This is a genomic window from Streptomyces venezuelae (genome assembly GCF_008642275.1).
Taxonomy (GTDB): domain Bacteria; phylum Actinomycetota; class Actinomycetes; order Streptomycetales; family Streptomycetaceae; genus Streptomyces; species Streptomyces venezuelae_E.
In genome coordinates this window covers 1,918,063-1,941,087 of record NZ_CP029189.1, presented here as the reverse complement: position 1 = coordinate 1,941,087, position 23,025 = coordinate 1,918,063, and the positions used below count along the sequence as shown (strand labels likewise).

Sequence of the window (23,025 nt, the reverse complement as noted above, 5' to 3'; positions counted from 1 at the left end):
GTCGGACGCTTCTCTCATCTCTGTTTCTAGAAGAACGGGGAGGTGGAGGAGCCGCCCAGCAGCACGTTGCCGGTGAGCTGCAGCACCGAGTCCTGGGCGACGGCGTGCTGGCACATGGTGTTGGCGTCGCGCAGCCACCGGTCCAGCGGATTGGGCTTGTAGACGGACGATCCACCGACGAGGTCGAAGAGCTCGTGGACGATGGAGCGGGCCGTGCGGAAGGCGTGGCGCCGGGCGATCGCGGTGGCCACGCGGGCGTCGTCGCCCAGGACGTCGCCGGCGGCGAGCGCGTCCCACTGCACCTGCAGGGTGCTGTAGACACCGGCACGGGCGGCGATCAGCTCCCCCTCCAGGCGGGCGATCGCCGACTGGATCCGGTGGTCCTCGCGCCAGGGGGTGCCCGTCTCGCGGTCGGTCCGCCCGGCGGCCAGTTCGCGCACGTGGTCCAGTGCGGCACGCGCCATGCCGAGCGGGATGCCCGGCATCTTGCGCAGGATGGCGTCCGGCGTGGCGTGCAGCGGGCCGGTCCGCCTGGGCTCGGCGAAGGAGAAGGAACGCTCCTCGGGCACGAACAGGCCGGTGCAGGAGTAGTCCTGCGAGCCGGAGCCGGCCAGACCGGTGGTGTGCCAGGTGTCGTGGAACTCGTAGTCGCCGGGGCGGGCGATCATCACCCGCCAGTGGCGTGCGGCACCGGTCACCGGGTCGGTCTCCGGCTCGCCGTCCTCGCCGAAGACGTGGACGCCGGCACCCAGCCAGTCGCAGTGCGAGGAGCCGGAGCCGAACTTCCAGCGGCCGGTGACCCGGAAACCGCCGGGCACCCGGACGGCCTTGCCCTGCGGGTAGATCCAGCCGGAGTTGGCCATGTCGAGGGTGGGCCACATGCCGCGGGCGACCTCGTCGTCGAGGTAGCCGGAGTAGATGCCGGAGTCCATGCCGATCATCGCGCACCAGCCGACGGAGACGTCGCCGGCGGAGAGGATCTCCAGGAGCTCGGCCTGCTGCATCGAGGTGAGCTCCGGGCCGCCCCACGTCCTGGGCATCGCGGCGCGGAACACACCGGCCCCGCGGAGCAGTTCGACGATGTCCTCGGGCAGCCGGCGTGCGGCCTCGATGCGCGGGGAGTTCTCCCGCAGGACGGGCACCAGCGCACGGGCGCGGTCCAGGATCGCCTCGGCGGTGTCGGGTACGTACGGCAGCGTCGTCGTCATCACGTTCTCATCAGGGGTGCGGGGCGGGTGGGACGGGGCGGCGGTCATGCGTAGCGGCCGGCGGCCATGACCCCGTACGGGTCGACGGCCTCGCGCAGCGCGCGCTGCAGGGCGGCCTCGGCGCCGCCGGCCGTACCGGTGACGGCGCGCGCGTGGCCGGAGTCGAGGCGGTAGGGGCGCAGCCCCGCCTCGCCGAACCAGAGGTGGGCGAGGTCCAGCGCCCGGTGGGCGGCCTCGGTCTGCGTCGCGCGGTCGAAGGGGAAGGACACGACGAGGTCGATGACGTCGGCGTCGAGCGCGTTGACGGTGGACCCGGGCCGGATGCCGGTCGCCAGGTGGATGCGGTCGAGGATGTCCAGGGCCCGGACCACCGAGGCGCCGTCGAAGGGCAGGAACGGCAGGAAGAACAGCCAGCCGTTGCCGTCGGCGTCCACGCGCTCGGCGGCCGCGCCGGTGGCCGAGGCGAGCATCCGCTCGTTGTGCGCGACCGAGCCGCGGTAGGCCGCGTGCACCACGTGGGCGACGACGTCCTCGTCGGCGGGCGCCTCCTCGTCGCTGGAGCTGACCGAGGTGAACAGGCCCGTCTCGGCCATCTCGGCCAGCAGGGCCGACTTGAGGGCGGCGGCCGAGCGCTCGGTGCCCTCCACGCTCAGGTGGGCGACGTAGCCGCCGGCGGTGTCCCCGCCGCCGTACGTGGCCGTCGAAGCGGTGTCGTACACCTTGATCACGCCCGCGATCAGGCCGTTCGCCTTCCAGGTGCGCAGCGCGTCCACGGCCTGGTGCAGCGTCTCGCGGTGGAATCCCGCGCGGACGGTGCTCTGCCGGCGCGGGCGTGGCAGCAGCCGGACCACGGCGGCGGTGACGATGCCGAGGTCGGACTGGGTGAACAGGTGCAGCAGGCTGGGGCCGAGCCCGAGCGGGTTGAAACCGTCGCCCTTGCCGTGCACGCCGTCGCCGGGCCACCAGCCGATGTGGGCGATCGCACCGTCGGGCAGGACGACCTCCAGGCCGAGCAGGTCCTGCGTGCGCTGGTGGCGCAGGCCCACCCCGCGGTCCACGGTGTTGCCCAGGACGCTGGTGTGGCCCGAGGACGCGGTGACGTTCAGCATCCGGTCCGTACCGGCCAGCAGTTCGGAGAGTTCCTTCTGGGTGACGCCCGGCTCGACGACCGCGTAGCCCGCCTCGGTGTCGAGGGCGCGCAGGGCGTCGAGCCCGTCCAGTTCGACGCGTACGACGGGACCGGCCGCCGGCTCCTTCGAGCCGAGCCCCCAGTTGCGGCCGGTGGAGACGGGCTGCAGGCCGGGGAGTCCGGCGCCGGCGGCCTTGGCCTGGTGGAAGGCGCCGGCCAGGGCGCGTACGTCGGCGACCGAACCGGGCCGCAGGACGGCACGGGTGTCGCGCGGGGCGAACGCGGAGACGTTGGGGTCCGGCGGCAGCGGTGCGGCGGCGTCGTGCCGTACGCGCTCCGCGCCGAGGGCCTGCTGGAGTTCTTCCAGTACGGCCTTGAGATCCGGGTACAGGGACGGGTCTTGCATGCCTCGACCTCGATCGTGATGTGGGTGGTCGGTGAGGTGGACGACTGGTGGTGCTGACTACGCGGGGGACTGCGCGGGACGGGTGGGCGCGGAGTCACCGAGGTAGACGGGTGCGAGCGGGCCGAACGAGGTGACGTGGGCCAGGACGCGTACGGTGCGGCCCGGGGCGCCGGCCCAGGCGGTGTCGGCCGCGCACAGCGCGGGCACCTCCCAGCCCTCCTCGCGCAGCGCGAGGGCCGGGGTGTCACTGGTGAGGTCCGGGCTGCAGGTGAACAGCAGGCTGATCACGGCCTCGCGCTCCAGGCCGTTGCGGACCAGGAGTTCGGCGACGAGCGCGCGGGTGGCGGCGGCGATGTGCCGGGGGGTGTCCTCGGCCACCGTGGTCGCGCCGCGCACGGCCCGTACGGACGGCACGCCGTCTGCGGTTGCCACGGGTGGCGGTGGCGGTGGCGGTGGCGGTGGCCCGGCCGTGGCTCCGGGGCTCACTCCGCGCCCGCCGGGGCGGAGGTCAGCCGGCCCCGGTGGAACAGCAGCGCCCCCGCGGTGTCCTCGCCGGGGCGCACGTGTTCGACGCGCCCGAGGAAGAGCGTGTGGTCCCCGCCGGGGAACCGCTCCTCGATCCGGCAGCCGAGGGAGGCCAGGGCGCCGGGCAGGTACGGGCGGGCTTCCACGCCGTCGCCCTCGGTGGTGAAGTGCGCGTCCAGCTCCCGCCCGAACGGCTTGTCGCGGGAGGCGAACAGCCGCGCCAGGTCGCCCTGTCGGTCGGAGAGCAGATGGACCTGGAACTCCCCGGTCGTGTCGATCGCCGGGTAGGTCCGGGAGGACTTCATGACGGAGACGAGGACGCGGGGTGGTTCGAGCGAGATGGAGACGAACGAGTTGGCGGTCATCGCCGCGGCGTGCGCGCCCTGTCCCGACGACAGCACGGTGACGCCGGTCGGGAACAGGCGCATCACCGACCGGAGATCGTCCCGTACGGGCATGGCAGGGCCCAGAGTTGTGGCCATTTCCCCCTCCTCAGGAGTTATCGGCAGAAGAAAACTTAACAGAGTTTAGTAACGATCGAAAGCCAGGTCAGAGGCCTACTGATGGCATTTAACGCAATCGAAATGACTGTTGGACCATGGAGTTAACGGGGGATGGCGGCTCCCGCTGGAGCCGCGGCGGCCTTTCCCGCCCAGGGGGCACGGCCGTGGGGCGCGTGCCGGGTGACCGGCGCCTGCGGTGGTGGCGGTGGCGTCGACCCCGACGCGAGGTCGTCGGGGTCGCGCGCGGCATGGCGGCGGACGGGCCCCGGCGCGGCGGCCCCTGACGGGGCGGGTGTGAAGGCGCCGACGCGCGGGGTGGGGAGGGCACGTAGGGGAGACGGCTCCCGGGCGTCGGCAGCCGCTGCGCCGAGGGCGTCGCCGAGGCGGGGCGGGGGCCGGGCTGCCGTCCCCGTGCGCGGGGCAGGGGGAGTTGGCGAGCCCGACCACGGCCACCGCCTCCGTGGGCTCGTCCTCGGAGTGGAACCACCCGGCGGGGACGCGCCGGGGCTGACCACCTGGACGCCACCGAACGGGTGTTTCACGCGCGGGAGTTGACCGACCGCCGCATCGCCTGCTTGCGGATCTCGCGCGCGGACGCCGTCTCCGCCGGCTGTGTCGTGGGGAGGGCCGCGGCCCGCGCGCTCGCCGGCAAGGTCGTCCACGAGCGCTCCGACCGGTGCGGAGCCGCCCCCGCGGCCGTCGGGGCGGCGCTTTCCGGGGCGGGTGGGGGCGGCCGGCCGGGCGCGTCCGAGGCCGCCGACAGCCGCCGACCGCCGTCGAGCCCGTCCGGGGACACTGCCGAGGCGGCGGTCCGCCGGGCGGGGGAGAGGGCTCCGTCCCGCAGTCAGGGCCCCGACGGAGCGGGCCGCGCGGATCCGCCCGCAAAGGCTGGAACGGCGCGGCACGAAAGCGGGCCCGGCCCCCTGGCGAGGGGTCGGGCCCGAGTCTTCATCGGTGCGATGTCCTATGACTACCCGCTACATCCACCCGCTGAACCGCAACCGGCCCATCATGTTGTCCTCTTCCTGTTCCGGGACCGCCGGACGCGGGCTCCTGGCCCGCGTTCCCCGCCCCGGGCCGCCGCAGGCGAGGCTCGCGTCGCCGATCGCGGGTGTCCGGCCGCAGGGAACCCGCACCCCGTGTCCCGGGCCGATCGCCAGGGCTCTGACGACAGCAAGGGGCCCCGGGGGCGGCGGGCTCGCACGGCCCGTCGCCCCCGGGGCCCCGCCCCGCAGGGCTCGGGTCAGGAGAGCTTGCCGCCGTAGTCCGGCAGCTTGACGGTGCGCTCCGCGTGACCGCCGACGAGGTCGGTCGGGCTGTTGCCGATGTTGGCGATGATCGTGTAGCCGCGCGCCTCGATCTCCGCCCGCTTGCCCGTCTTGTAGGCGCTGACCTCCTCGAACAGGTCGGGCAGGTCACGGACGTAGAGCCCCGACACCGGGTAGCCCACGGCCTTGAGGTTGCGCTCGGTGAGGGAGTGGATGATCCCGGGCCGGGCGGTGACGAAGAAGACCGCGACACCGCGCGCGTGAGCGTACTGGGTCAGCGCGCGGACCTTGGCGATCGCCGGGGTCGGGAAGGTCCAGAACCAGTGGAAGTCCGTCTCCAGCGAGGTGTTGTCGATGTCGAGGACCAGGGCGGGCTTCTCGCCGGCCGGCGAGGCCGCGATGCGCGCCTCGATCGCGGGCCGGGCGGCGTCGATCACGGCGGCGACGTCCCGCTGCCAGGTGGCGTAGTCGATGCCGAGGATCGCGGCGTTGCCGCCGGGCGCGGAGGCGGCCGGGGCGGCCGCCGCGGGAGCGGACACGGGCGCGGGCGCCGGGACGGGCGCGGCGTGCGCGGCGGTGGCCGGAACCAGCGTCAGGACGGCGGCGGCTGCGGCCACCCCGACGGCGGCGGTACGGGGCATACGGGTGCGGCGGGTGCTGCGCATGGGGGGCGCTCCTCGGTCACGTATTGGCATGTACGTGACCAGAGTTGGCGAGAATCCCACCCATGTCTACTGGCCGGTAGGAAACTTTTCGTGGCCGCGTGGTGAATGATCTACGTGGTGCAGTCGAGGACGGTGTGGCACAGCCCGCACCGGGCCCGCAGCCGCCCGCTCACCGGCACCCGCAGCCGCTGCGCACACACCGGGCACGGGAAGCTCACCCGCAACCCGGCACCGGCGCCCGGCTGTTCGAACCGGTACGCCGAGCCGTCCGCGGGACCGCGGGCCCCGGCTCGCCGCGCCTTCGCGTACCGCCTCCGCGCCAGCGGCCCGGCGGCCGTCAGTGGAGCCCGGCGGTGGTCGCGCTCGGCCAGGGCGCGCCCGCGCACGTAGGCCTCGTACGCCTGGGGGCTGGTGAACCAGGGGGCGGGGTCCTCGCCGAACAGGGCCGCGCGCTTGGCGAGGACGTAGCCGAACTCCTCGGGGGTGAGGTAGCCGAATCTCTGGTGGGTCAGCGCGTCCTCGCGGTAGGCATCCAGAAGCAGCCAGCCCGCCCCCAGGTACGCGGCCGCGGTGTCGGTGAGGATCTCGTTCTCCGTGGTACCGGGGAAGCGCAGGTCCAGGCGGTGCAGCAGGACGTGGGCCACCTCGTGCGCGAGGGCGGCCGCCAGATCGCGGCGGTGGGTGCGGAAGCGGTCGTTGACCTCGACGAAGTACTCCGGACCCGAGGTCAGTTCCACGGTGGCGGCCTGCTCCATCGCCCGGAAGGAGACCACCATGCGCGCGTCGGGCAGCCGCAGGGCGCGCACCGTCGCGGCGGCCACCCGCTGTGCGCCCAGATGGAGGTCGTCGGCGGCGCCGAAGGCGGCGTCGGCGGGGGTGAAGCTCGTGCCGTAGGCGCGGATCCCGTCGGCCGACAGCCGGCGGAAGAGTGCGGTGATCGAGGCGCGCACGGTCGCCAGATGCGGAAATCCGTGCTCGACGGGGCTGCCCGACCCCCTGTTCTCCGTCACCGGGCCCTCCTTACAGCAATCCCTGCCGTCGTGGCGGGAGTTGGCCGAAATTGCCTTCTTGATGTCCACCACACGCCTGCTGTGTCATGGACCCGTCATTCACCCGATGACGCACACGCACGGCCCAACCCCCCACGAAAGGCAGTGTGTTGACTGTGACCACCCTTGTGCAGTTCATGAAGCGCACCCTCGCCGTCGGCGCGGTCGCCCTCGCCGCCGTCAGCCTCCAGCCCGGCACCGCCAGCGCCGGTCCGGCCCCCGTGGTCGGCGGCACCCGCGCCGCCCAGGGCGAGTTTCCCTTCATGGTGCGCCTCTCCATGGGCTGTGGCGGCGCCCTCTACACCCAGCAGATCGTCCTCACCGCCGCCCACTGTGTGAGCGGCTCCGGCAACAACACCTCCATCACCGCCACCGCCGGAGTCGTCGACCTCAACAGCTCCAGCGCCATCAAGGTCAAGTCCACCAAGGTCCTCCAGGCCCCCGGCTACAACGGCAAGGGCAAGGACTGGGCCCTCATCAAGCTCGCCAAGCCCATCAACCTGCCCACCCTCAAGATCGCCGACACCAAGGCCTACGACAGCGGCACCTTCACCGTCGCGGGCTGGGGCGCCACCCGCGAGGGCGGCGGCCAGCAGCGCTACCTGATGAAGGCCACCGTGCCGTTCGTCTCCGACGCCACCTGCAAGGCCGCCTACGGCAACGACCTCGTCCCCAGCGAGGAGATCTGCGCCGGCCTGCCCCAGGGCGGCGTCGACACCTGCCAGGGCGACTCCGGCGGCCCGATGTTCCGCCGCGACAACAACAACGCCTGGATCCAGGTCGGCATCGTCAGCTGGGGCGAAGGCTGCGCCCGGCCGAACTACCCCGGTGTCTACTCCGAGGTCTCCACCTTCGCCGCCGCGATCAAGAGCGCCGCGGCCGGCATGTAGCTCCGCCGGTACCTCCCGCCCGCCCTTCCGGCCGGTCACGCACCGGCCGGAGGGGCGGGCCACCTCTGCGCGCGGGTGCGGGCCGGCCCTCGTGCCCGGACCCGACGGCCCCGACCCACCGCGCATCGTCACCACCTCCGGCCCGGCCCCCTGCGCCCACGTCCACACGGCGCGTGGCGGTGCCCCCGCCACGCCAGGGAAGACGCGGCCCCGACCGCCCGGGTTGAAGCCCTGGGACATCCGGCCCCGCCGACGCTCGGGGCGCGGGGACGGGATTCAGCCCCGCCGGGGTCTGAGGCGCAGGGTCCGGGGGCCGGGGCGGAGTCCCGGGGAGCTTCGGCGAAGCCGGCTCGCGCCCGTTCGCCCGTACCCGCAGAGCCCCCGTACCGCCCCCCGTACCGCCCCCCGTACCGCCCCCGCGAGGACAGGGCGCGGCCGACCCCCTCAGCCCAGCGCGATGGCCCGCAGCGCGGCCAGATGCCGCTGGTAGACCGCCCGGCCCTCGCCGGTCAGCGAGACCCAGGTGCGCGGGCGGCGGCCCACCCGGCCCTTGGTGACCTGCACCCAGCCCGCCTCCTCCAGCGCCGCGACCTGCTTGGACAGCACCGAGTCCGAGACCTCGACCAGGTCCCGTACGAAACCGAAATCGGCCTTGTCCAGCGGAGCCAGCGCCGCCACCACCGACAGCCGTACGGGCGCGTTCAGCAGCGGCGCGAGGTCGTGCCGCGGATGCCCGCTCCGCTTCGCCTCCGCCCCCGCGTCCACAGCCGGTTCGTCTGTCATGCCGCACTCCGCATCTCGGTCCAGGCGCCGACGGCCGGCGGCAGCGCACACGCCAGCGCGGCCGCCGCGGCGAACGCCGCGCCGTGACCGAACGCCTCCGTGCCGACCGTGATCGACAGGGAGAACGCCGTCGTCCAGGTCGCCATCATCACCCCGTGCTTCACGCCGAACCCCCGCCGCATCACGCGCTGCCGCATCGCGTACACGCTCAGCCCGGTCACCAGCAGTGCGTTGGTCACCGCGAAGGTCACCGCCGAGACCGGCCCGTGCCACATCACGGCCATCGGCACGAGCACCAGCTGCCCGGCCGCGAACACCCACAGATAGCGCGCGTACCAGCCGCTGCGCAGCCGCGCCGCCCGCTCCAGACCGGCTGCCTGCCCCAGCGCCCCGACCGCCTTCGCCGCATCCTGCATGGTTCCCCCTCGCTCGCACACACGGACGACCGCCCCTGTCGATTTCCACTATGGCGAGTACTTTCCACTCTGGCAAGTGTCGGGTGGCCGTCTCACAGGCCGACTGCCCGAGGAACCGACGGCCGCCGCCACGTATTCTCGGGAACCATGAACATCAGCGACCTCGACAACGGCGCCGGAACCGGCACGGGAACCGGAGCCGGCACGGGCGCGGCCGACGACGCCGCAGGCATCGACGAGAGCGTCACCGCCGAACTCGCCCGCCTCCGCGACAGCATCGACAACATCGACGCCGCCGTCGTCCACATGCTCGCCGAACGCTTCAAGTGCACCCAGCAGGTCGGCCACCTCAAGGCCAGGCACCAGCTGCCCCCCGCCGACCCGGGCCGCGAAGCCAGCCAGATCGCCCGCCTGCGCCAGCTCGCCGAGAACGCCAAACTCGACCCCGCCTTCGCCGAGAAGCTCCTCAACTTCATCATCGCCGAGGTCATCCGCCACCACGAGACGATCGCTGCGGGCGAAGAGTAGAAGCTCGGGGTCCGGCCGCCCCCTGCGGCAGCATGGGCCCCATGTCCGCACTCACGCGCAACGAAGCGCAGCTCCGAGCCCAGGTCCTCGACGTCCAGCACTACGCCGTGACCCTCGACCTCACCGGCGACGACGAGACCTTCGACTCCATCACCGTCGTCCGGTTCACCGCCCGCACCGCCACAGACACCTTCATCGAGCTGAAGCCCGTCGAACTGCGCTCGGCCACCCTCGACGGCACCCCCCTCGACCCGGCCACCCTCGCCGACGACCGCCTCCCGCTCACCGGCCTCACCGAAGGCCCCCACGAGCTGCACCTCGACACCCGCATGCGCTACTCCCGCACCGGCGAGGGCCTGCACCGCTTCACCGACCCCGCCGACGGCCAGACGTACGTCTACAGCCAGATGTTCCTGGACGACGTCCAGCGGGTCTTCCCGGCCTTCGACCAGCCCGACCTCAAGGCCGTCTTCGAATTCACCGTCACCGCCCCGGCCCACTGGACCGTCCTCGCCAACGGCATCACCACCCGCACCGCCGCCGCCCCCGACGGCAGCGGCGCCGCCATCTGGCAGTCCGCCCCCACCCCCCTCATCTCCACCTACCTCGCCGCCGTCGCCGCCGGCCCCTGGCACAGCATCCGCACCGAACACGCCGGACTGCCCTTCGGCATCCACTGCCGCCAGTCCCTCGCGCCCCACATGGACGTCGACGCCGAGGAAATCCTCTCCATCACCAAGGACTGCTTCGACCGGTACCAGGAGAAGTTCACCGAGCCCTACCCCTTCGACTCCTACGACCAGGCCTTCGTACCCGAGTTCAACGCCGGCGCCATGGAGAACCCCGGACTCGTCACCTTCCGCGACGAGTTCATCTTCCGCTCCGCCGTCACCGACACCGAACGCCAGTCCCGCGCCATGGTCATCGCCCACGAGATGGCCCACATGTGGTTCGGCGACCTCGTCACCCTCGCCTGGTTCGACGACATCTGGCTCAACGAATCCTTCGCCGAATACATGGGCTACCAGACCCTCACCGAAGCCACCCGCTTCACCGACACCTGGACCGACTTCGGCGTCACCCGCAAACCCTGGGGCTACGACGCCGACCAGCGCCCCTCCACCCACCCCGTCGCCCCCACCCCCGACGACGTCCCCGACACCGCCTCCGCCCTCCTCAACTTCGACGGCATCTCCTACGCCAAGGGCGCCTCGGCCCTGCGCCAACTCGTCGCCTGGCTCGGCGAGAAGGACTTCCTGGCCGGCATCAACACCCACTTCGCCCGCCACAAGTTCGCCAACGCCTCCCTCGCCGACTTCATCGACTCCCTCGCCGCCCACACCGAACGCGACGTCCGCGCCTGGGCCGACATCTGGCTGCGCACCACCGGCATCGACACCCTCACCCCCCGCATCGAGGAATCCGAGGGCCGCCCCGACACCCCCGCGGGCTGGACCCTCACCGTCGACCGCCGCGGCAGCCGCCCCCACCACATCGCCGTGGGCGTCTACGACCGCGACCCCGCCGACGACCGCTTCCTCGAACTGCGCGAACTCCTCGACCTCGACATCCCCTCCGACGAGATCATCTCGGCGGCCGGAACCCGCCCCGCACTCCTCGTCCTCAACGACGTCGACCTCACCTACGCCAAGGTCCGGCTCGACGGAACCTCCGTCGAAACGGTCCTGCGCAGCCTCTCCGGCATCCCCGACGCCCTCACCCGCGCCGTCGTCTGGAACGCCCTGCGCGACATGGTCCGCGACGGCGAACTCGACCCCCACGACTACCTCGCCACCGCCGCCGCCCACCTGCCCGCGGAGGACGACCTCGCCATCGTCCAGGGCGTCCTCGCCTTCGCCCGCACCCAGGTCGCCGTGCGCTACCTCGCCCCCGAAGACCAGGCCGCCGCCCTCGCCACCCTCACCACCATCGCCCGCGACCTGCTCCGGCGCACCGAGGACGGCTCCGAACCCGGCATGCGGCTGACCGCCGTACGCACCCTCGTCGACAGCGCCACCCAGCCCGACACCATCACCGCCTGGCTCACCGACGACACCGTCCCCGGCGGCCCCGCGCTCGACCCCGAACTGCGCTGGCGCATCCTCGGCCGCCTCGCCGTCCTCGGCGCCGTCGGGGAGGCCGAGATCGACGCCGCCCTCGCCGCCGACACCAGCGCCACCGGCCAGGAAGGCGCCGCCCGCTGCCGCGCCGCCCTCCCCACCGCCGAAGCCAAGGCCGCCGCCTGGGACCGCCTCTTCCACGACGACAGCCTCTCCAACTACCTCTTCAGCGCCACCGCGCAGGGCTTCTGGCAGCCCGAACAGGCCGAACTGCTCGCGCCGTACGTCACCCGCTACTACCCCGAGGCCGTCGCCCTCGGCGCCCGCCGCGGCCCGGCCATCGGCGAGGCCGCCGGCCGCTGGGCGTTCCCCGCCCACGCCATCGACGAATCCAACCTCCAGGCAGGCCGGACCTGCCTCGCGGACCCGGACATCCTCCCCCTCCTGCGCCGCAAACTCGTCGACCAGCTCGACGACCTCGCCCGCGCCCTCAAGGTCCGCCAACCCCCTGCGGGAAGCTAAGCAAGAACGCCGGTCCCGGTCCTGAGGCCCCCGGCCTCGGCCGGGACCTGCGTCCCCGGCCCTGGGCGGGCCTGCGGCCCCGGCCGGGCCTGCGGCCCCCGCTCCAGTCGGGCCTGCGGCCCCGGCCCCGGCCCGTTCCCGGGACCGGGCCCCCGACCATGCGTCCCCGCCCGGGCCTGCGGCCCTGTGGCTCCGGCCGGGCCTGTGGCGCTGGCTCCGGCCGGGCCTGTGGCCCTGTGGCCTCCGGCCCTGGCCCCGGTCGGGCCTGGGCGGGCCTGCGACCCCGGCCCTGGGTGGGCCTCTGCCCCCGGCCCTGGCTTTCGGCCCCCAGTCCCAGCCTCCGGCTTGCTGCCTCGCGTACGGGCTGGCCCCGGCGTCGTGTCCGGCGTGCCGCCCGGCGTCTGGCGTACCGCCCGGCCTCCGGCCCTGCTTTCGGCCCTCGGGCGGGTCCCGGCTGCGTGCTGGGCGCACGGGCCGGTCTCGGCGTTCCGCCCGGCCCCGGGCCTCGGCCTCCGGCTCCGGTCCCGGCCTGCGGCCAACGGCGGCACGCGTGAATGTCGGACAAACCCCGGCGGTTACCCCATTCGGGTCTGATCGTTGTACAGGCCGGGTGCCTCCCAGCGCACCCGGCCAGCCCCGGAGGACCCGATGACCGCGCAGCCCGGCACACGCACACCGCCCCCACTCGCCGGCGGCCCCCACGGCCCCACCGCCCTGCGCCCCCTCCTCGACACCGTCCTCGACGCCCTCACCACCGGCGCCCACGACCGCGCCGGCCCCCTCCCCGCCGGCGGCCCCGACACCGTCACCGCCCGTGTCCACGCCGCCCTCGGCGACCCCGGCGTACTCCCCGCCCACGGCACCGGCGCCCACGAGGCCCTCCGCACCCTCGTACACACCCTCGCCGCCGGCGCCGCCGACCCCGCCGACCCCCTCTGCGCAGCCCACCTGCACTGCCCGCCGCTCGCCGTCGCAGCCGCCGCCGACCTCGCCGCCGGCGCCCTGAACCCCTCCCTCGACTCCTGGGACCAGGCCCCCGCCGCCTCCGCCATCGAAGCACTCCTCACCCGCACCCTCGCCGCCGAGTTCTACGACACCCCCCACCCCGACGCCCTCGTCACCACCGGCGGCACCGAAGCCAACCAACTCGCCGTCCTCCTCGCCCGCGAACGCCACGGCCCCGCCCTCACCGTCCTCCACGGAGCCAACGCCCACCACTCCGTCCCCCGCGCCGCCTGGCTCCTCGGCCTGCCCCCGGCCACCGAACTCCCCACTCCCACCGGCGTACTCGACCCCGCCCGCCTCGCCGAAGCCCTCGCCGCCACCCCCGGCCCCACCCTCGTCACCGCCACCGCCGGCACCACCGACGCCGGACTCATCGACCCCCTGACCCACATCGCCGACCTCTGCGACCGCCACGGCGCCGACCTCCACATCGACGCCGCCTACGGCGGCCTCCTCACCCTCAGCCCCCGCCACCGCGACAAGCTCGCCGGACTGGCCCGCGCCCACTCCCTCACCATCGACCTGCACAAACTCGGCTGGCAGCCCGTCGCCGCAGGCCTCCTCGCCGTCCCCGACACCACCCTCCTCGCACCCCTCGCCCACCAGGCCGACTACCTCAACGCCACCGACGACACCGAAGCCGGCCTGCCCGACCTCCTCGGCCGCTCCCTGCGCACCACCCGCCGCCCCGACGCCCTCAAGATCGCCACCACCCTCCGCGCCCTCGGCCGCGACGGCCTCGCCGCACTCATCGACCGCACCATCGACACCGCCCACCACCTCGCCCGACTCCTCGACGCCCACCCCGGCTTCGAACTCCACGCACCCCCCACCCTCACCACCGTCCTCTTCCGGCCCACCCACGCCGACGACGACCACCTCGCCACCCTGCGCCGCACCCTCCTGCACCAAGGCCGCGCCGTCCTCGGCCGCACCCACGCCGACGGCCGCCTGTGGCTCAAAGCCACCCTGCTCAACCCGCACACCACAGCGGGGGACCTGGACCAGCTCATCTCCCTCCTGGAAGGCAGCACCCACCGATGACCGCCCAGCTCGACGCCCCCCACGACCTCGTCGGAATCGGGATCGGCCCCTCCAACCTGTCCCTCGCGGCCCTCGCCCACGGCCTGCCCCGACAAGGAGCCGGCGAACTCGCCACCGCCTTCTACGAGCAGCGCCGCGACTTCCGCTGGCACCCCGGACTCCTCATCGAAGGAGCCACCCTCCAGGTCCCCTTCCTCGCCGACCTCGTCACCCTCGCCGACCCGGCCAGCCCCTGGAGCTTCCTCAGCTACCTCAAGCACAAGGAACGGCTCTTCCCCTTCTACTTCGCCGAGCAGTTCCACATCCACCGCGCCGAATACGACTCCTACTGCCGCTGGGTCGCCGGCCGCGTCCCCGGACTCCACTTCGGCCACCAGGTCGACGCCGTCCGCTGGAACCCCGAACGCGACCTCTTCGAAGTCGACTTCACCCAGCTCGACGCCACCGGCGAAGCCGAAGCCCTCGGCCGCACCCACACCCGCAACCTCGCCCTCGGCATCGGCACCGCCCCCTACGTCCCCGAACCCCTGCGCCCCCTCGCCGACGCCCCCACCGTCCCCGTCATCCACTCCGCCGACTACCTCGACAACCGCCGGCGCATCCTCGGCGCCGAACACGTCACCGTCATCGGATCAGGCCAGTCCGGCGCCGAGATCTTCCTCGATCTGCTGCGCGCCCGCCCCGCCGGCCGCGAACGCCTCACCTGGCTCGCCCGCACCCCCTCCTTCGCCCCCATGGAGTACTCCAAGCTCGGCCTCGAACACTTCACCCCCGACTACACCCGCTACTTCCACTCCCTCCCCGAACCCGTACGCGACCAGCTCGTCCCCGCCCAGTGGCAGCTCCACAAGGGCATCGACGCCGACACCATCGCCGCGATCCACGCCGAGCTCTACCGCCGCACCCTCCACGGAGGCTGGCCCGACACCGTCCTCACCCCCGGAGTCAGCGTCCGCACCGCCGGCCGCGTCGCCACCACCAAAGTCGAGCTCCACCTCGAACACACCGAACAGGGCACCCGCTCCCGCCTCACCACCGACGCCGTCATCCTCGCCACCGGCTACCAGGAGCGCCCGCTCGGCAGCCTCCTCGCAGGCCTCGACCCGTACCTGCGCAAGGACTCCTCCGGCCGCCCCCGCATCGACGACCGCTACCGGATGGTCCTCGACCCCGCCGTCACCGGCAGCGTCTTCGTCCAGAACGGCGAACGCCACACCCACGGCGTCGGCGCCCCCGACCTCGGCCTCGCCGCCTGGCGCAGCGCCGCCATCCTCAACACCCTCACCGGCAAGGAGCCCTACCCCCAGCCGGACCGCACCGCCTTCACCACCTTCGGCCTCGACCAGCGCGAACACACCCGACCCCGCCCCGCCGGCGAACTCCTCCCGCTCGTCGACCACCCCTGACGGGCCGGCCGCCGACCGGTGACGACCGGGACCCCGCCCCGCCCCGCCGCCCCCGGGACCACCACAAGGGGCGGGAGCGTTACCGGTACAACTATCTGCGCAGACCGAACGTCTCTTCTGTCGAAGAAACGTTTCCAGGGGGTTTTGTCTGTGAAGTTTTCCCGGATCGCCGCAGCAGTCACCACCGCTGCCCTTGCTCCGGCCGTCCTCATCGCGTCACCGGCGTTCGCCGCCGGCCCCGACGCCCCGGCCACCGGCAACCACCCGGCACCGACCACGCCGGACCAGGCCACGCCGGACCAGACCGTGCCCGACCAGGCCGAAGAGGACCGCAAGACCATCCTCGCGATCATCGCCCACCCGATGGCCAGCGAGTTCATGAAGGAAGCCGGCCGCAAGGCCGTCGCCGACGGCCCGAAGGCCATGCGCAAGTTCATCGAAGTCGACCAGCACGGCATCCGCATGGACGACTACCGCATCGCGATCCTGCGCCTCCTCTCCGACGCCGGACCCGGCCTGAAGGAAGGCATCCAGAAGGTCCTCAGCAGCAAGCCCACCATCGACCAGCTCCGCCACTTCCACGAGGTGACCCAGCACGAGCTGCGCGACGACGACAACAAGGTCGAGATCTCCCGGATCATCAGCACCGGCGGCACCGGCGTGAAGGAAGCCGGTAAGAAGGCACTCAAGGGCACCCCCGCCGACCGCACGGCGTTCCTGAAGACCGGCCGCCACCTCGCCCAGGCCCAGGACGACCTCGTCGAGCTCGCCCGCATCGACGAGGCCTGGGACGGCCCGATCCTGACCGAAGCCATCGGCAAGCTCATGAACGGATCGCCGACCCCCGCCGAGCTGCGCCACTTCCTGGAAGTGACCCAGTACGAGCTCCGCGACCAGGACAACCGCGTCAGCATCGCGAAGATCATCGACGGCGGAGGCCCGGAACTCGTCAAGGCCGGCCGCGCCGCCCTCGCCGGCACCCCCGCAGACCGGACCGCGTTCCTCAAGACGGGCCAGCACGAGGCCCGAGCCAAGGACCAGGCCGCCAAGGACAAGCCCGCCCCCGGCAAGGACGGAGCCGACAAGAACACCGGCACCGGCACCGGCACCGGAACGGGCTCCGCCGCCGGAGGCACCACCACCACCGTCACGACCGGCAACACCGCCGTGACCGGCCAGGGCCACAACGGCTCCCCCCTCGCCACCACCGGCGCGGACGACCACACCACCATGATCGCCGGCGGCGCGGGTACCGCACTCGTCGCCGGAGCCGGACTGCTCCTCGCCGCCCGCATGCGCCGCGCCGGCGCCGCACGCTGACCGCACCCGCACCACCAGGAGGGGCCGGCCGCGGCGCACCGCGGCCGGCCCCCCGCCGGTCCGGTCCGGACCAGGTCGGACCAGGCCGGACCTGCAGAGCATCCGACCCGGTCCGGCAGGACCCGAACGAGACCGCCTAGAACACCGCCACCCCGGCCCGCGTCAGACGCCAGTCCACCGAAGCGAACTGCGCCGCGTCGATCGTCCCCTTCGCCTTCACCCACTGGATGATCGTGTTACGGATCTCGTCCGAATTCGCCCACAGCTGCTTCGCCTGCGGAACATGCGGGAAGTTACCGCCACCCGAAGCCCGGTAGTTGTTCACCGCGAGCACGAACTGCGCCGCCGGATCCACCGGCTTCCCCTGGAACGACAACCCCGTGATCCGCGAACCCACCGGCTGAGCGATGTCGATGTCGTACACCAGCCCGTACACCGCGTCGTAGTTGTAGTCCGGAATCGCCTCGGAGTTCGTCAGCTTCGCCGGATCCACCGGAACACCCGGCGCCGTCTGCACGTAGTACCGCGCCGAGTACTCCAGATAGTCCTTCACCTGCGCGCCCGTCAACAGACGCGCCTCCATCGTGTTCTCGAACGGGTACAGACCCGCCGCATCCTTGATCGTCACCTGGCCCGCCGGGATCGCCGCCGTCCGCGAGAAACACGACGCCTGCGACAGCACCGGCAGCGACGCCCACTCCGAACCCGCCAGCGCCCCCTTCACGGTCTCCGCCTGCACGTGGTTGATCAGATCGATGATCGCGACGTCCTTGACCGGACCCTCCGCCGACGACATCGCCTGCGTCGACGTACCGATCACCTGGTTCACGTACGCCACGACCTTGCGGTGCTCGTCCGACAGCAGCCGCGTGATCTTCCTGTCCTCCGCCACCGTGTTCGAGTTCAGCACCTTCGCCGCGACCTTCGCCACCGACCAGCGGCCCTTCGCCCACGTCAGCTCGAAATCGAACAGCGTCAGCCGCTGCCCCCACTTCAGCGGCTCCGACAGCACCACGTCCTTGCCGGTCGCCTTGTTCTTCACCCGGTACTCCGGGATCTCCGTGTGCGCGTGACCCACCAGGATCGCGTCGATCCCCGGCACCTGCTCCGCCACCAGCGCCGCCGCGTTCTCCACGTACGGCAGCTGGTCACCGTACGACGACGTACCGCTCGACCCCGAATGCGCCGACACGATCACCACGTCCGCACCCATCGACCGCAGCTTCGGCACGTACTTCGCCGCCTGCTCCTCCAGCCCCGGGAACGTCATCTTCCCCTGCACGTTCGCCTTGTCCCACAACGCGATACCCGGGTTCGTCAGCCCCAGCACCGCCACCTTCACATCACGCCCGCACGGAGTCCGCAGCTTGTGCATGCTGTACGGCGCGAACGCCGGCCGCAGCGTCTTCGCATCCAGCGCGTTCGCCCCCAGCAGCGGGAAATCACACTGCTCCTCGAACTTCCGCAGCACCGGTATGCCGTAGTTGAACTCGTGGTTCCCCAGCGCCGCCGCGTCATAACCGATCGCGTTCATCGCCTGCGCCATCGGGTGCACCGGACCCCGCCGCGCCGTGATCGGATCCACCTTCGCGTAGTAGTACGACAGCTGCGTGCCCTGAATCGTGTCACCGGCATCGATCAGCAGCGTGTTGCGCCGCCCCTTCTCCGCCCGCACCTGCTCCACCAGCGTGGAGATCTTCGCCAGACCGACGTCGTTGTGCGCCTTGTCGTCGAACTCCTTGTCCGTGAAGTAGTCCCAGTTGAAGACGTTCCCGTGCAAGTCGGTCGTACCCATCACCGTGAACGAGTACGTCCGCGCCGGCGCCCCGTGCCCCTCCGCACCCTGCTGAGCCGCCGCAGCCGGGGTGCTCGTGGCCCCCGCCAACGCCACGGCCGCACCCGTCGCCGCCGTGCTACCCAGGAAAGTCCTACGGTCGAACGCCATGCCATCTCCCTTTTGAGGCCTGAACAACGCGCGTAGATTCTGACCCACCAGTAACAAGCCGCAACACCCCCACAAGGTTTCGATCCGATGACCGCACCCGAACGAGCGACAGTGCGACAGTGAAACCATGACCCAGGACGCATCGCACCAGCCCTACGGAACCCCCGAAGTACCCCGCGTAGCAGTCCGCGGCGAAGCCCGCATCGAAGTCGACCCCGAGATCGCCCGCATCGGAATCACCGTCAGCGCCCGCGGCACCGACCGCCGCACCGCCCTCGAAGACCTCACCCGCCGCAACAACACCGCCCTCGACCTCATCAAGAGCTACGGCGACCCCGTCGAAAAACTCGAAACCGGCGCCTTCTCCATCACCCCCGAACTCACCCGCCACGGCCGCGCCGAACGCGTCCGCGCCTACCACGGCCGCGTCCACATCACCGCCGAACTCAGCGACTTCACCACCCTCGGCGAACTCACCACCCGCCTCGCCGACCTCGAACTCACCGAAGTCGACGGCCCCTGGTGGGCCCTGCGCCCCACCTCACCCGCCCACGGCCAAGCCCGCCGCCAAGCCGTACTCGAAGCCGTCCAGCGCGCCCGCGAATACGCCGAAGCCCTCGGCGCGAACCTCGCCGCCCTCGTCGAACTCGCCGACCTCGGAGCCGAGAACGCCGCCCCCTTCGCCCCCGCCCCCGGCGCCGGCATGCGCACCATGGCCTTCAGCGCCACCGAGGAAACCGGCCCCCCGCCCCTCGACCTCGAACCCCAGCGCCAGACCGTCTACGCGCAAGTGAACGCCCGCTTCACCATGACCCCTCCACAACTCTGAAGAACCCACAAAAGCCACCCCGGGGGTGCTCATCGGAGCACCCCCGTGCACATTCAACAGTTGTCAACAAGCTTTTGCTCAAAGGTTGTTGAGTGGACACCCGGAAGCGATTACCTACCCACAGGTAGGGGAATACGCTCGCCTCATGCGCCGAGCGAAAATCGTATGTACCCTGGGCCCCGCAACCGACTCATACGACCAGATCAAAGCACTGGTCGAAGCCGGAATGGACATCGCCCGCCTCAACCTCAGCCACGGCACCACAGCCGAACACGAGGAGCGCTACCAACGCGTACGCAAGGCCTCGGACGAGACCGGCCGCAGCGTCGGCATCCTCGCCGACCTTCAAGGCCCGAAGATCCGCCTCGGCCGCTTCCACGAAGGCCCCGTACTCCTTGAACGCGGCGACGAATTCACCATCACCGTCGAAGACCACCACGGCGACCGCCACACCTGCGGCACCACCTACAAAGGCCTCGCCACCGACGTCACCCCCGGCGAACTCATCCTCGTCGACGACGGCCGCGTCACCCTCGAAGTCACCACCGTCGACGGCCCCCGCGTCCACACCCGCGTCATCGAAGGCGGCATGGTCTCCGACCACAAAGGCCTCAACCTCCCCGGCGTAGCCGTCTCCGTCCCAGCCCTCTCCGAAAAAGACATCGAAGACCTCCGCTGGGCCCTGCGCACCGGCGCCGACGTCATCGCCCTCTCCTTCGTCCGCAGCGGCCGCGACATCGAAGACGTCCACCGCATCATGGACGAAGAAGGCCGACGCCTCCCCGTCATCGCCAAGGTCGAAAAGCCTCAAGCCGTCGAGAACATCGACGACATCGTCGCCGCCTTCGACGGCATCATGGTCGCCCGCGGCGACCTCGGCGTCGAAATGCCCCTCGAACAAGTCCCCATCGTCCAAAAGCGCGCCATCAAACTCGCCAAGCGCAACGCCAAACCCGTCATCGTCGCCACCCAGATGCTCGACTCGATGATCGACAACTCCCGCCCCACCCGCGCCGAAGCCAGCGACGTCGCCAACGCCATCATCGACGGCACCGACGCCGTCATGCTCTCCGGCGAAACCAGCGTCGGCAAATACCCCATCGAAACCGTCCGCACCATGTCCCGCATCGTCGAAGCCGCCGAAGAAGACATCCTCGCCAAGGGTCTCCCCCCACTCACCGACCGCAACAAACCCCGCACCCAAGGCGGAGCCGTCGCCCGCGCAGCCGCCGAAATGGGCGACTTCCTCGACGCCAAATTCCTCGTCGCCTTCACCCAGAGCGGCGACACCGTCCGCCGGCTCTCCCGCTACCGCTCACCCATCCCCCTCCTCGCCTTCACCCCCGACCCCGCCACCCGCTCCCAGCTCAACCTCACCTGGGGCGTCGAAACCTTCCTCGGCCCCCACGTCGACTCCACCGACGCCATGGTCGCCCAGGTCGAAGAAGAACTCCTGCGCATCGGCCGCTGCGTACCCGGCGACACCGTCGTCATCACCGCCGGCTCACCCCCCGGCGTCACCGGATCCACCAACCTCGTCCGCATCCACCACATCGGCGACGCCGTCCGCTGACACACCCGACACACACGACGCACCGCGTCGGGCCACACCACCGCCCGACGCGGTCACCCCGCCCCACCCGCGCCTACCAGCCGAACCGCCGATCCACCACCGCCGCGAACTCCTCGAACGACAACACCGCATCCCCGTTCGCATCAGCAGCATCGAACAACGCCGACGACGCCACCGCATCCCCCACACCCCAGAACGGCAGATCCCCCCGCGCCGCCAACGCCGGCCCCTTCGCACGCAGAGCCGAGATCACCTCCGCCCGCGTCAGCTCCCCGTCCTCGTTCAGATCGAGCGCGTCGAACAGCTTCCGGGCCTTCTCACTCATCACGCACTCCCTCACCGAAAGACAACCTTGACCTCAACCTAACCTGAGGTCCTACGGTCGCACCATGACGACCAACCAGTACTCCCAGGAACAACTCGCCGCCCAGCCCATCGGCTACTGGACCCGCGAAGCAGCAAACCTGATCATCGGCGGCCTCCGCACCGCCCTCGCCGAAGAACAACTCACCCAACCCCACTGGTGGACCCTGAACCACATAGCCCGCGCCCCCGGCACATGGACCCGCACCGCACTCACCGCCAAACTGACCCCATTCGACGACCAGAACACCGACTTCGACGCCCTCTACACCGACCTCACCGCCCGCGGCTGGATCACCGAGACCGACGACCACCTCACCCTCACGGAAGCCGGCGAAGCAGGCCGCCTCCGCGCACACGACCGCAACGCCCACGTCCACACCCGCATGCGCCAAGGCATCGACGACACCGAATACGCCGCCACGATCAACACCCTCCGCCACCTCGTCGCCAACCTCGGCGGCAACGGCGACCTCCCGTCCTGAGACACGGGACGCCCCACCCGTCCGCCGCCCACGACCTGGGCACGAACCAACCCCGGCGGAACAAGCACCCCCAGGACGAACGCCTACGCGAGACCGCGCACCCAGCCGACATCGCCCGACCCGGCAGAAGCCACATCCCGACGGAACAACGCCGCCCACAGGAACGGCACACCGAACCATGCCGACTCGGGCGGCTCCTCCCGCATCCGGCGCAACTCGACCTCCACCAGGTCGGAAAAGATCCAGCGCAGCGATTCGGGCTCGAAAGCGAGGCCACCCCGCAACTCGCGCTCACGGTAGAGGTCGGCGTCGGACAGCTCCGAACCCATCCCACCCGCGCCGGCAGCGAAGCAGGTGAGGGCGAGATGCCCGCCCACCGCCAGGACACGGTCGAGGAGACCCAGATAACCGACCCGACGGTGCGGCGGCAAGTGGTGGAAGCACCCCGAGTCGACGACCACGTCGTACGGACCCCTCAACTCGGTCGCGGGGAGAGCAAAAGCGTCACCACAGAGGAAGCGGACATCGACACCAGCCTCACGAGCCCGCTCCTCGCCCCACGCGACGGCCACGGGGGAGAGGTCGACCGCATCCACCTCGAACCCGCGCGAGGCGAGGAACAGCGCGTTGCGGCCCGCCCCACACCCCAGGTCCAGCGCCCGACCGGGAGCGACCAGGCCCCGATCCAGACAGGCGGCCAGATTCTCGTCGGCCTTCGCCACGAAGAACGGGACCGGCTTCGACCGGTCCGCATAAAAACGATCCCAGAAGTCCCTGCCGTCACCGGTCGCCAAACGACCAGCCTCGGATTCAGATGCGAACAGCCCGTCCAAGAGCGCGAGAACGTCCTCGACGGTACGTACGGTCCGGTCCACCCGGCCCCCCTTCCGACCCGGTGCAACCGTAGAAGCCAGAAGAACAAAAGGCCAGGTCAGGTGATGTTCTACGACGCCCGGACCGGTCCCGCTGCAGACCCCGGAGGACACCGGGAGACACCCACTCGGCCCCCGGACCCGATGCCCGCCCAAGCACCCCCACCGGGCCCGGAAGGGCCCGTCCCCCGCCACGCCCGCCGGACTTCTTCGACCGGTTTCCAGAGGCAC

20 protein-coding genes are annotated in these 23,025 nt (G+C 71.7%); 9 read left to right on the top strand and 11 right to left on the bottom strand.

Going from position 1 to position 23,025, the window contains the following annotated elements; genetic code table 11:
- Positions 1-26 precede the first annotated feature (26 nt).
- The 6 genes from DEJ51_RS08140 to DEJ51_RS08115 all read right to left on the bottom strand — a co-directional run bounded on the left by DEJ51_RS08140 (position 27) and on the right by DEJ51_RS08115 (position 6,714).
- Complete coding sequence (locus DEJ51_RS08140) at positions 27-1,208, bottom strand: acyl-CoA dehydrogenase family protein (RefSeq protein WP_150256988.1); 1,182 nt, start codon at positions 1,206-1,208, stop codon at positions 27-29.
- 44 nt (positions 1,209-1,252) lie between these two features.
- Positions 1,253-2,743 carry an FAD-binding oxidoreductase gene (locus DEJ51_RS08135; RefSeq protein WP_150256987.1) on the bottom strand — a complete coding sequence of 497 codons (1,491 nt, stop codon included), beginning with the start codon at positions 2,741-2,743 and terminating at the stop codon, positions 1,253-1,255.
- Positions 2,744-2,800: 57 nt separating this feature from the next.
- On the bottom strand, positions 2,801-3,175 hold the full coding sequence (locus tag DEJ51_RS08130; RefSeq protein WP_223835708.1) for a chorismate mutase: 375 nt from the start codon (positions 3,173-3,175) through the stop codon (positions 2,801-2,803).
- A gap of 50 nt (positions 3,176-3,225) precedes the next feature.
- The gene (locus DEJ51_RS08125; RefSeq protein ID WP_223835707.1) at positions 3,226-3,750 is read right to left on the bottom strand and encodes a flavin reductase family protein; all 525 of its coding nucleotides are present in this window, start codon (positions 3,748-3,750) and stop codon (positions 3,226-3,228) included.
- A 1,264-nt stretch (positions 3,751-5,014) separates the two neighbouring features.
- On the bottom strand, positions 5,015-5,704 hold the full coding sequence (locus tag DEJ51_RS08120) for an HAD family acid phosphatase (RefSeq protein ID WP_223835706.1): 690 nt from the start codon (positions 5,702-5,704) through the stop codon (positions 5,015-5,017).
- A gap of 110 nt (positions 5,705-5,814) precedes the next feature.
- A complete protein-coding gene (locus DEJ51_RS08115) occupies positions 5,815-6,714 on the bottom strand; it encodes a hypothetical protein (protein ID WP_150256986.1) in 900 nt (299 codons plus the stop codon).
- 176 nt (positions 6,715-6,890) lie between these two features.
- Between DEJ51_RS08115 and DEJ51_RS08110 the strand changes: the two genes are divergently transcribed.
- Positions 6,891-7,643: a serine protease gene (locus DEJ51_RS08110; protein ID WP_411757387.1), complete on the top strand. Its 753-nt coding sequence runs from the start codon at positions 6,891-6,893 to the stop codon at positions 7,641-7,643.
- A gap of 444 nt (positions 7,644-8,087) precedes the next feature.
- Here the strand turns inward: DEJ51_RS08110 and DEJ51_RS08105 are convergent, their stop codons facing one another.
- Positions 8,088-8,426 (bottom strand): winged helix-turn-helix domain-containing protein, encoded by a 339-nt coding sequence (locus DEJ51_RS08105; RefSeq protein WP_150256984.1) that lies wholly within the window; start codon positions 8,424-8,426, stop codon positions 8,088-8,090.
- A complete protein-coding gene (locus DEJ51_RS08100) occupies positions 8,423-8,842 on the bottom strand; it encodes a hypothetical protein (RefSeq protein WP_150256983.1) in 420 nt (139 codons plus the stop codon). The genes DEJ51_RS08105 and DEJ51_RS08100 overlap by 4 nt, the downstream gene beginning before the upstream one ends.
- A 147-nt stretch (positions 8,843-8,989) precedes the next feature.
- On the opposite strand from DEJ51_RS08100, the gene DEJ51_RS08095 reads away from it, so the two are divergent.
- From DEJ51_RS08095 to DEJ51_RS08075, 5 genes are all read left to right on the top strand, one after another.
- Entirely contained in the window at positions 8,990-9,370 is a 381-nt protein-coding gene (locus tag DEJ51_RS08095; RefSeq protein ID WP_223835705.1) for a chorismate mutase, read from the top strand.
- Between the two features lie 41 nt (positions 9,371-9,411).
- Positions 9,412-11,952, top strand: a complete 2,541-nt coding sequence (gene pepN, locus DEJ51_RS08090) for an aminopeptidase N (protein ID WP_150256982.1) — start codon at positions 9,412-9,414, stop codon at positions 11,950-11,952.
- Positions 11,953-12,600: 648 nt separating this feature from the next.
- Positions 12,601-14,001, top strand: a complete 1,401-nt coding sequence (locus tag DEJ51_RS08085) for a pyridoxal phosphate-dependent decarboxylase family protein (RefSeq protein WP_150256981.1) — start codon at positions 12,601-12,603, stop codon at positions 13,999-14,001.
- Entirely contained in the window at positions 13,998-15,407 is a 1,410-nt protein-coding gene (locus DEJ51_RS08080; RefSeq protein WP_150256980.1) for a lysine N(6)-hydroxylase/L-ornithine N(5)-oxygenase family protein, read from the top strand. Before DEJ51_RS08085 ends, DEJ51_RS08080 begins: the two co-directional genes overlap by 4 nt.
- A gap of 150 nt (positions 15,408-15,557) precedes the next feature.
- Positions 15,558-16,727: an ALF repeat-containing protein gene (locus tag DEJ51_RS08075; protein WP_150256979.1), complete on the top strand. Its 1,170-nt coding sequence runs from the start codon at positions 15,558-15,560 to the stop codon at positions 16,725-16,727.
- Between the two features lie 136 nt (positions 16,728-16,863).
- Here the strand turns inward: DEJ51_RS08075 and DEJ51_RS08070 are convergent, their stop codons facing one another.
- On the bottom strand, positions 16,864-18,672 hold the full coding sequence (locus DEJ51_RS08070) for a bifunctional metallophosphatase/5'-nucleotidase (protein WP_150256978.1): 1,809 nt from the start codon (positions 18,670-18,672) through the stop codon (positions 16,864-16,866).
- A 127-nt stretch (positions 18,673-18,799) separates the two neighbouring features.
- Here DEJ51_RS08070 and DEJ51_RS08065 point away from each other — a divergent pair, with 127 nt between their 5' ends.
- Both DEJ51_RS08065 and pyk read left to right on the top strand, forming a co-directional pair.
- Positions 18,800-19,501, top strand: coding sequence for an SIMPL domain-containing protein (locus DEJ51_RS08065; protein WP_150256977.1), 702 nt, complete (start codon positions 18,800-18,802; stop codon positions 19,499-19,501).
- 145 nt (positions 19,502-19,646) lie between these two features.
- Positions 19,647-21,074, top strand: coding sequence for a pyruvate kinase (gene pyk / locus DEJ51_RS08060; RefSeq protein WP_150256976.1), 1,428 nt, complete (start codon positions 19,647-19,649; stop codon positions 21,072-21,074).
- A gap of 73 nt (positions 21,075-21,147) precedes the next feature.
- Here the strand turns inward: pyk and DEJ51_RS08055 are convergent, their stop codons facing one another.
- Positions 21,148-21,399: an EF-hand domain-containing protein gene (locus DEJ51_RS08055; RefSeq protein WP_150256975.1), complete on the bottom strand. Its 252-nt coding sequence runs from the start codon at positions 21,397-21,399 to the stop codon at positions 21,148-21,150.
- Between the two features lie 64 nt (positions 21,400-21,463).
- Between DEJ51_RS08055 and DEJ51_RS08050 the strand changes: the two genes are divergently transcribed.
- Entirely contained in the window at positions 21,464-21,922 is a 459-nt protein-coding gene (locus DEJ51_RS08050; protein WP_150256974.1) for a MarR family winged helix-turn-helix transcriptional regulator, read from the top strand.
- An 83-nt stretch (positions 21,923-22,005) separates the two neighbouring features.
- Here DEJ51_RS08050 and DEJ51_RS08045 read toward each other — a convergent pair whose 3' ends face one another.
- Entirely contained in the window at positions 22,006-22,797 is a 792-nt protein-coding gene (locus DEJ51_RS08045) for a class I SAM-dependent methyltransferase (protein ID WP_150256973.1), read from the bottom strand.
- Positions 22,798-23,025 lie beyond the last annotated feature (228 nt).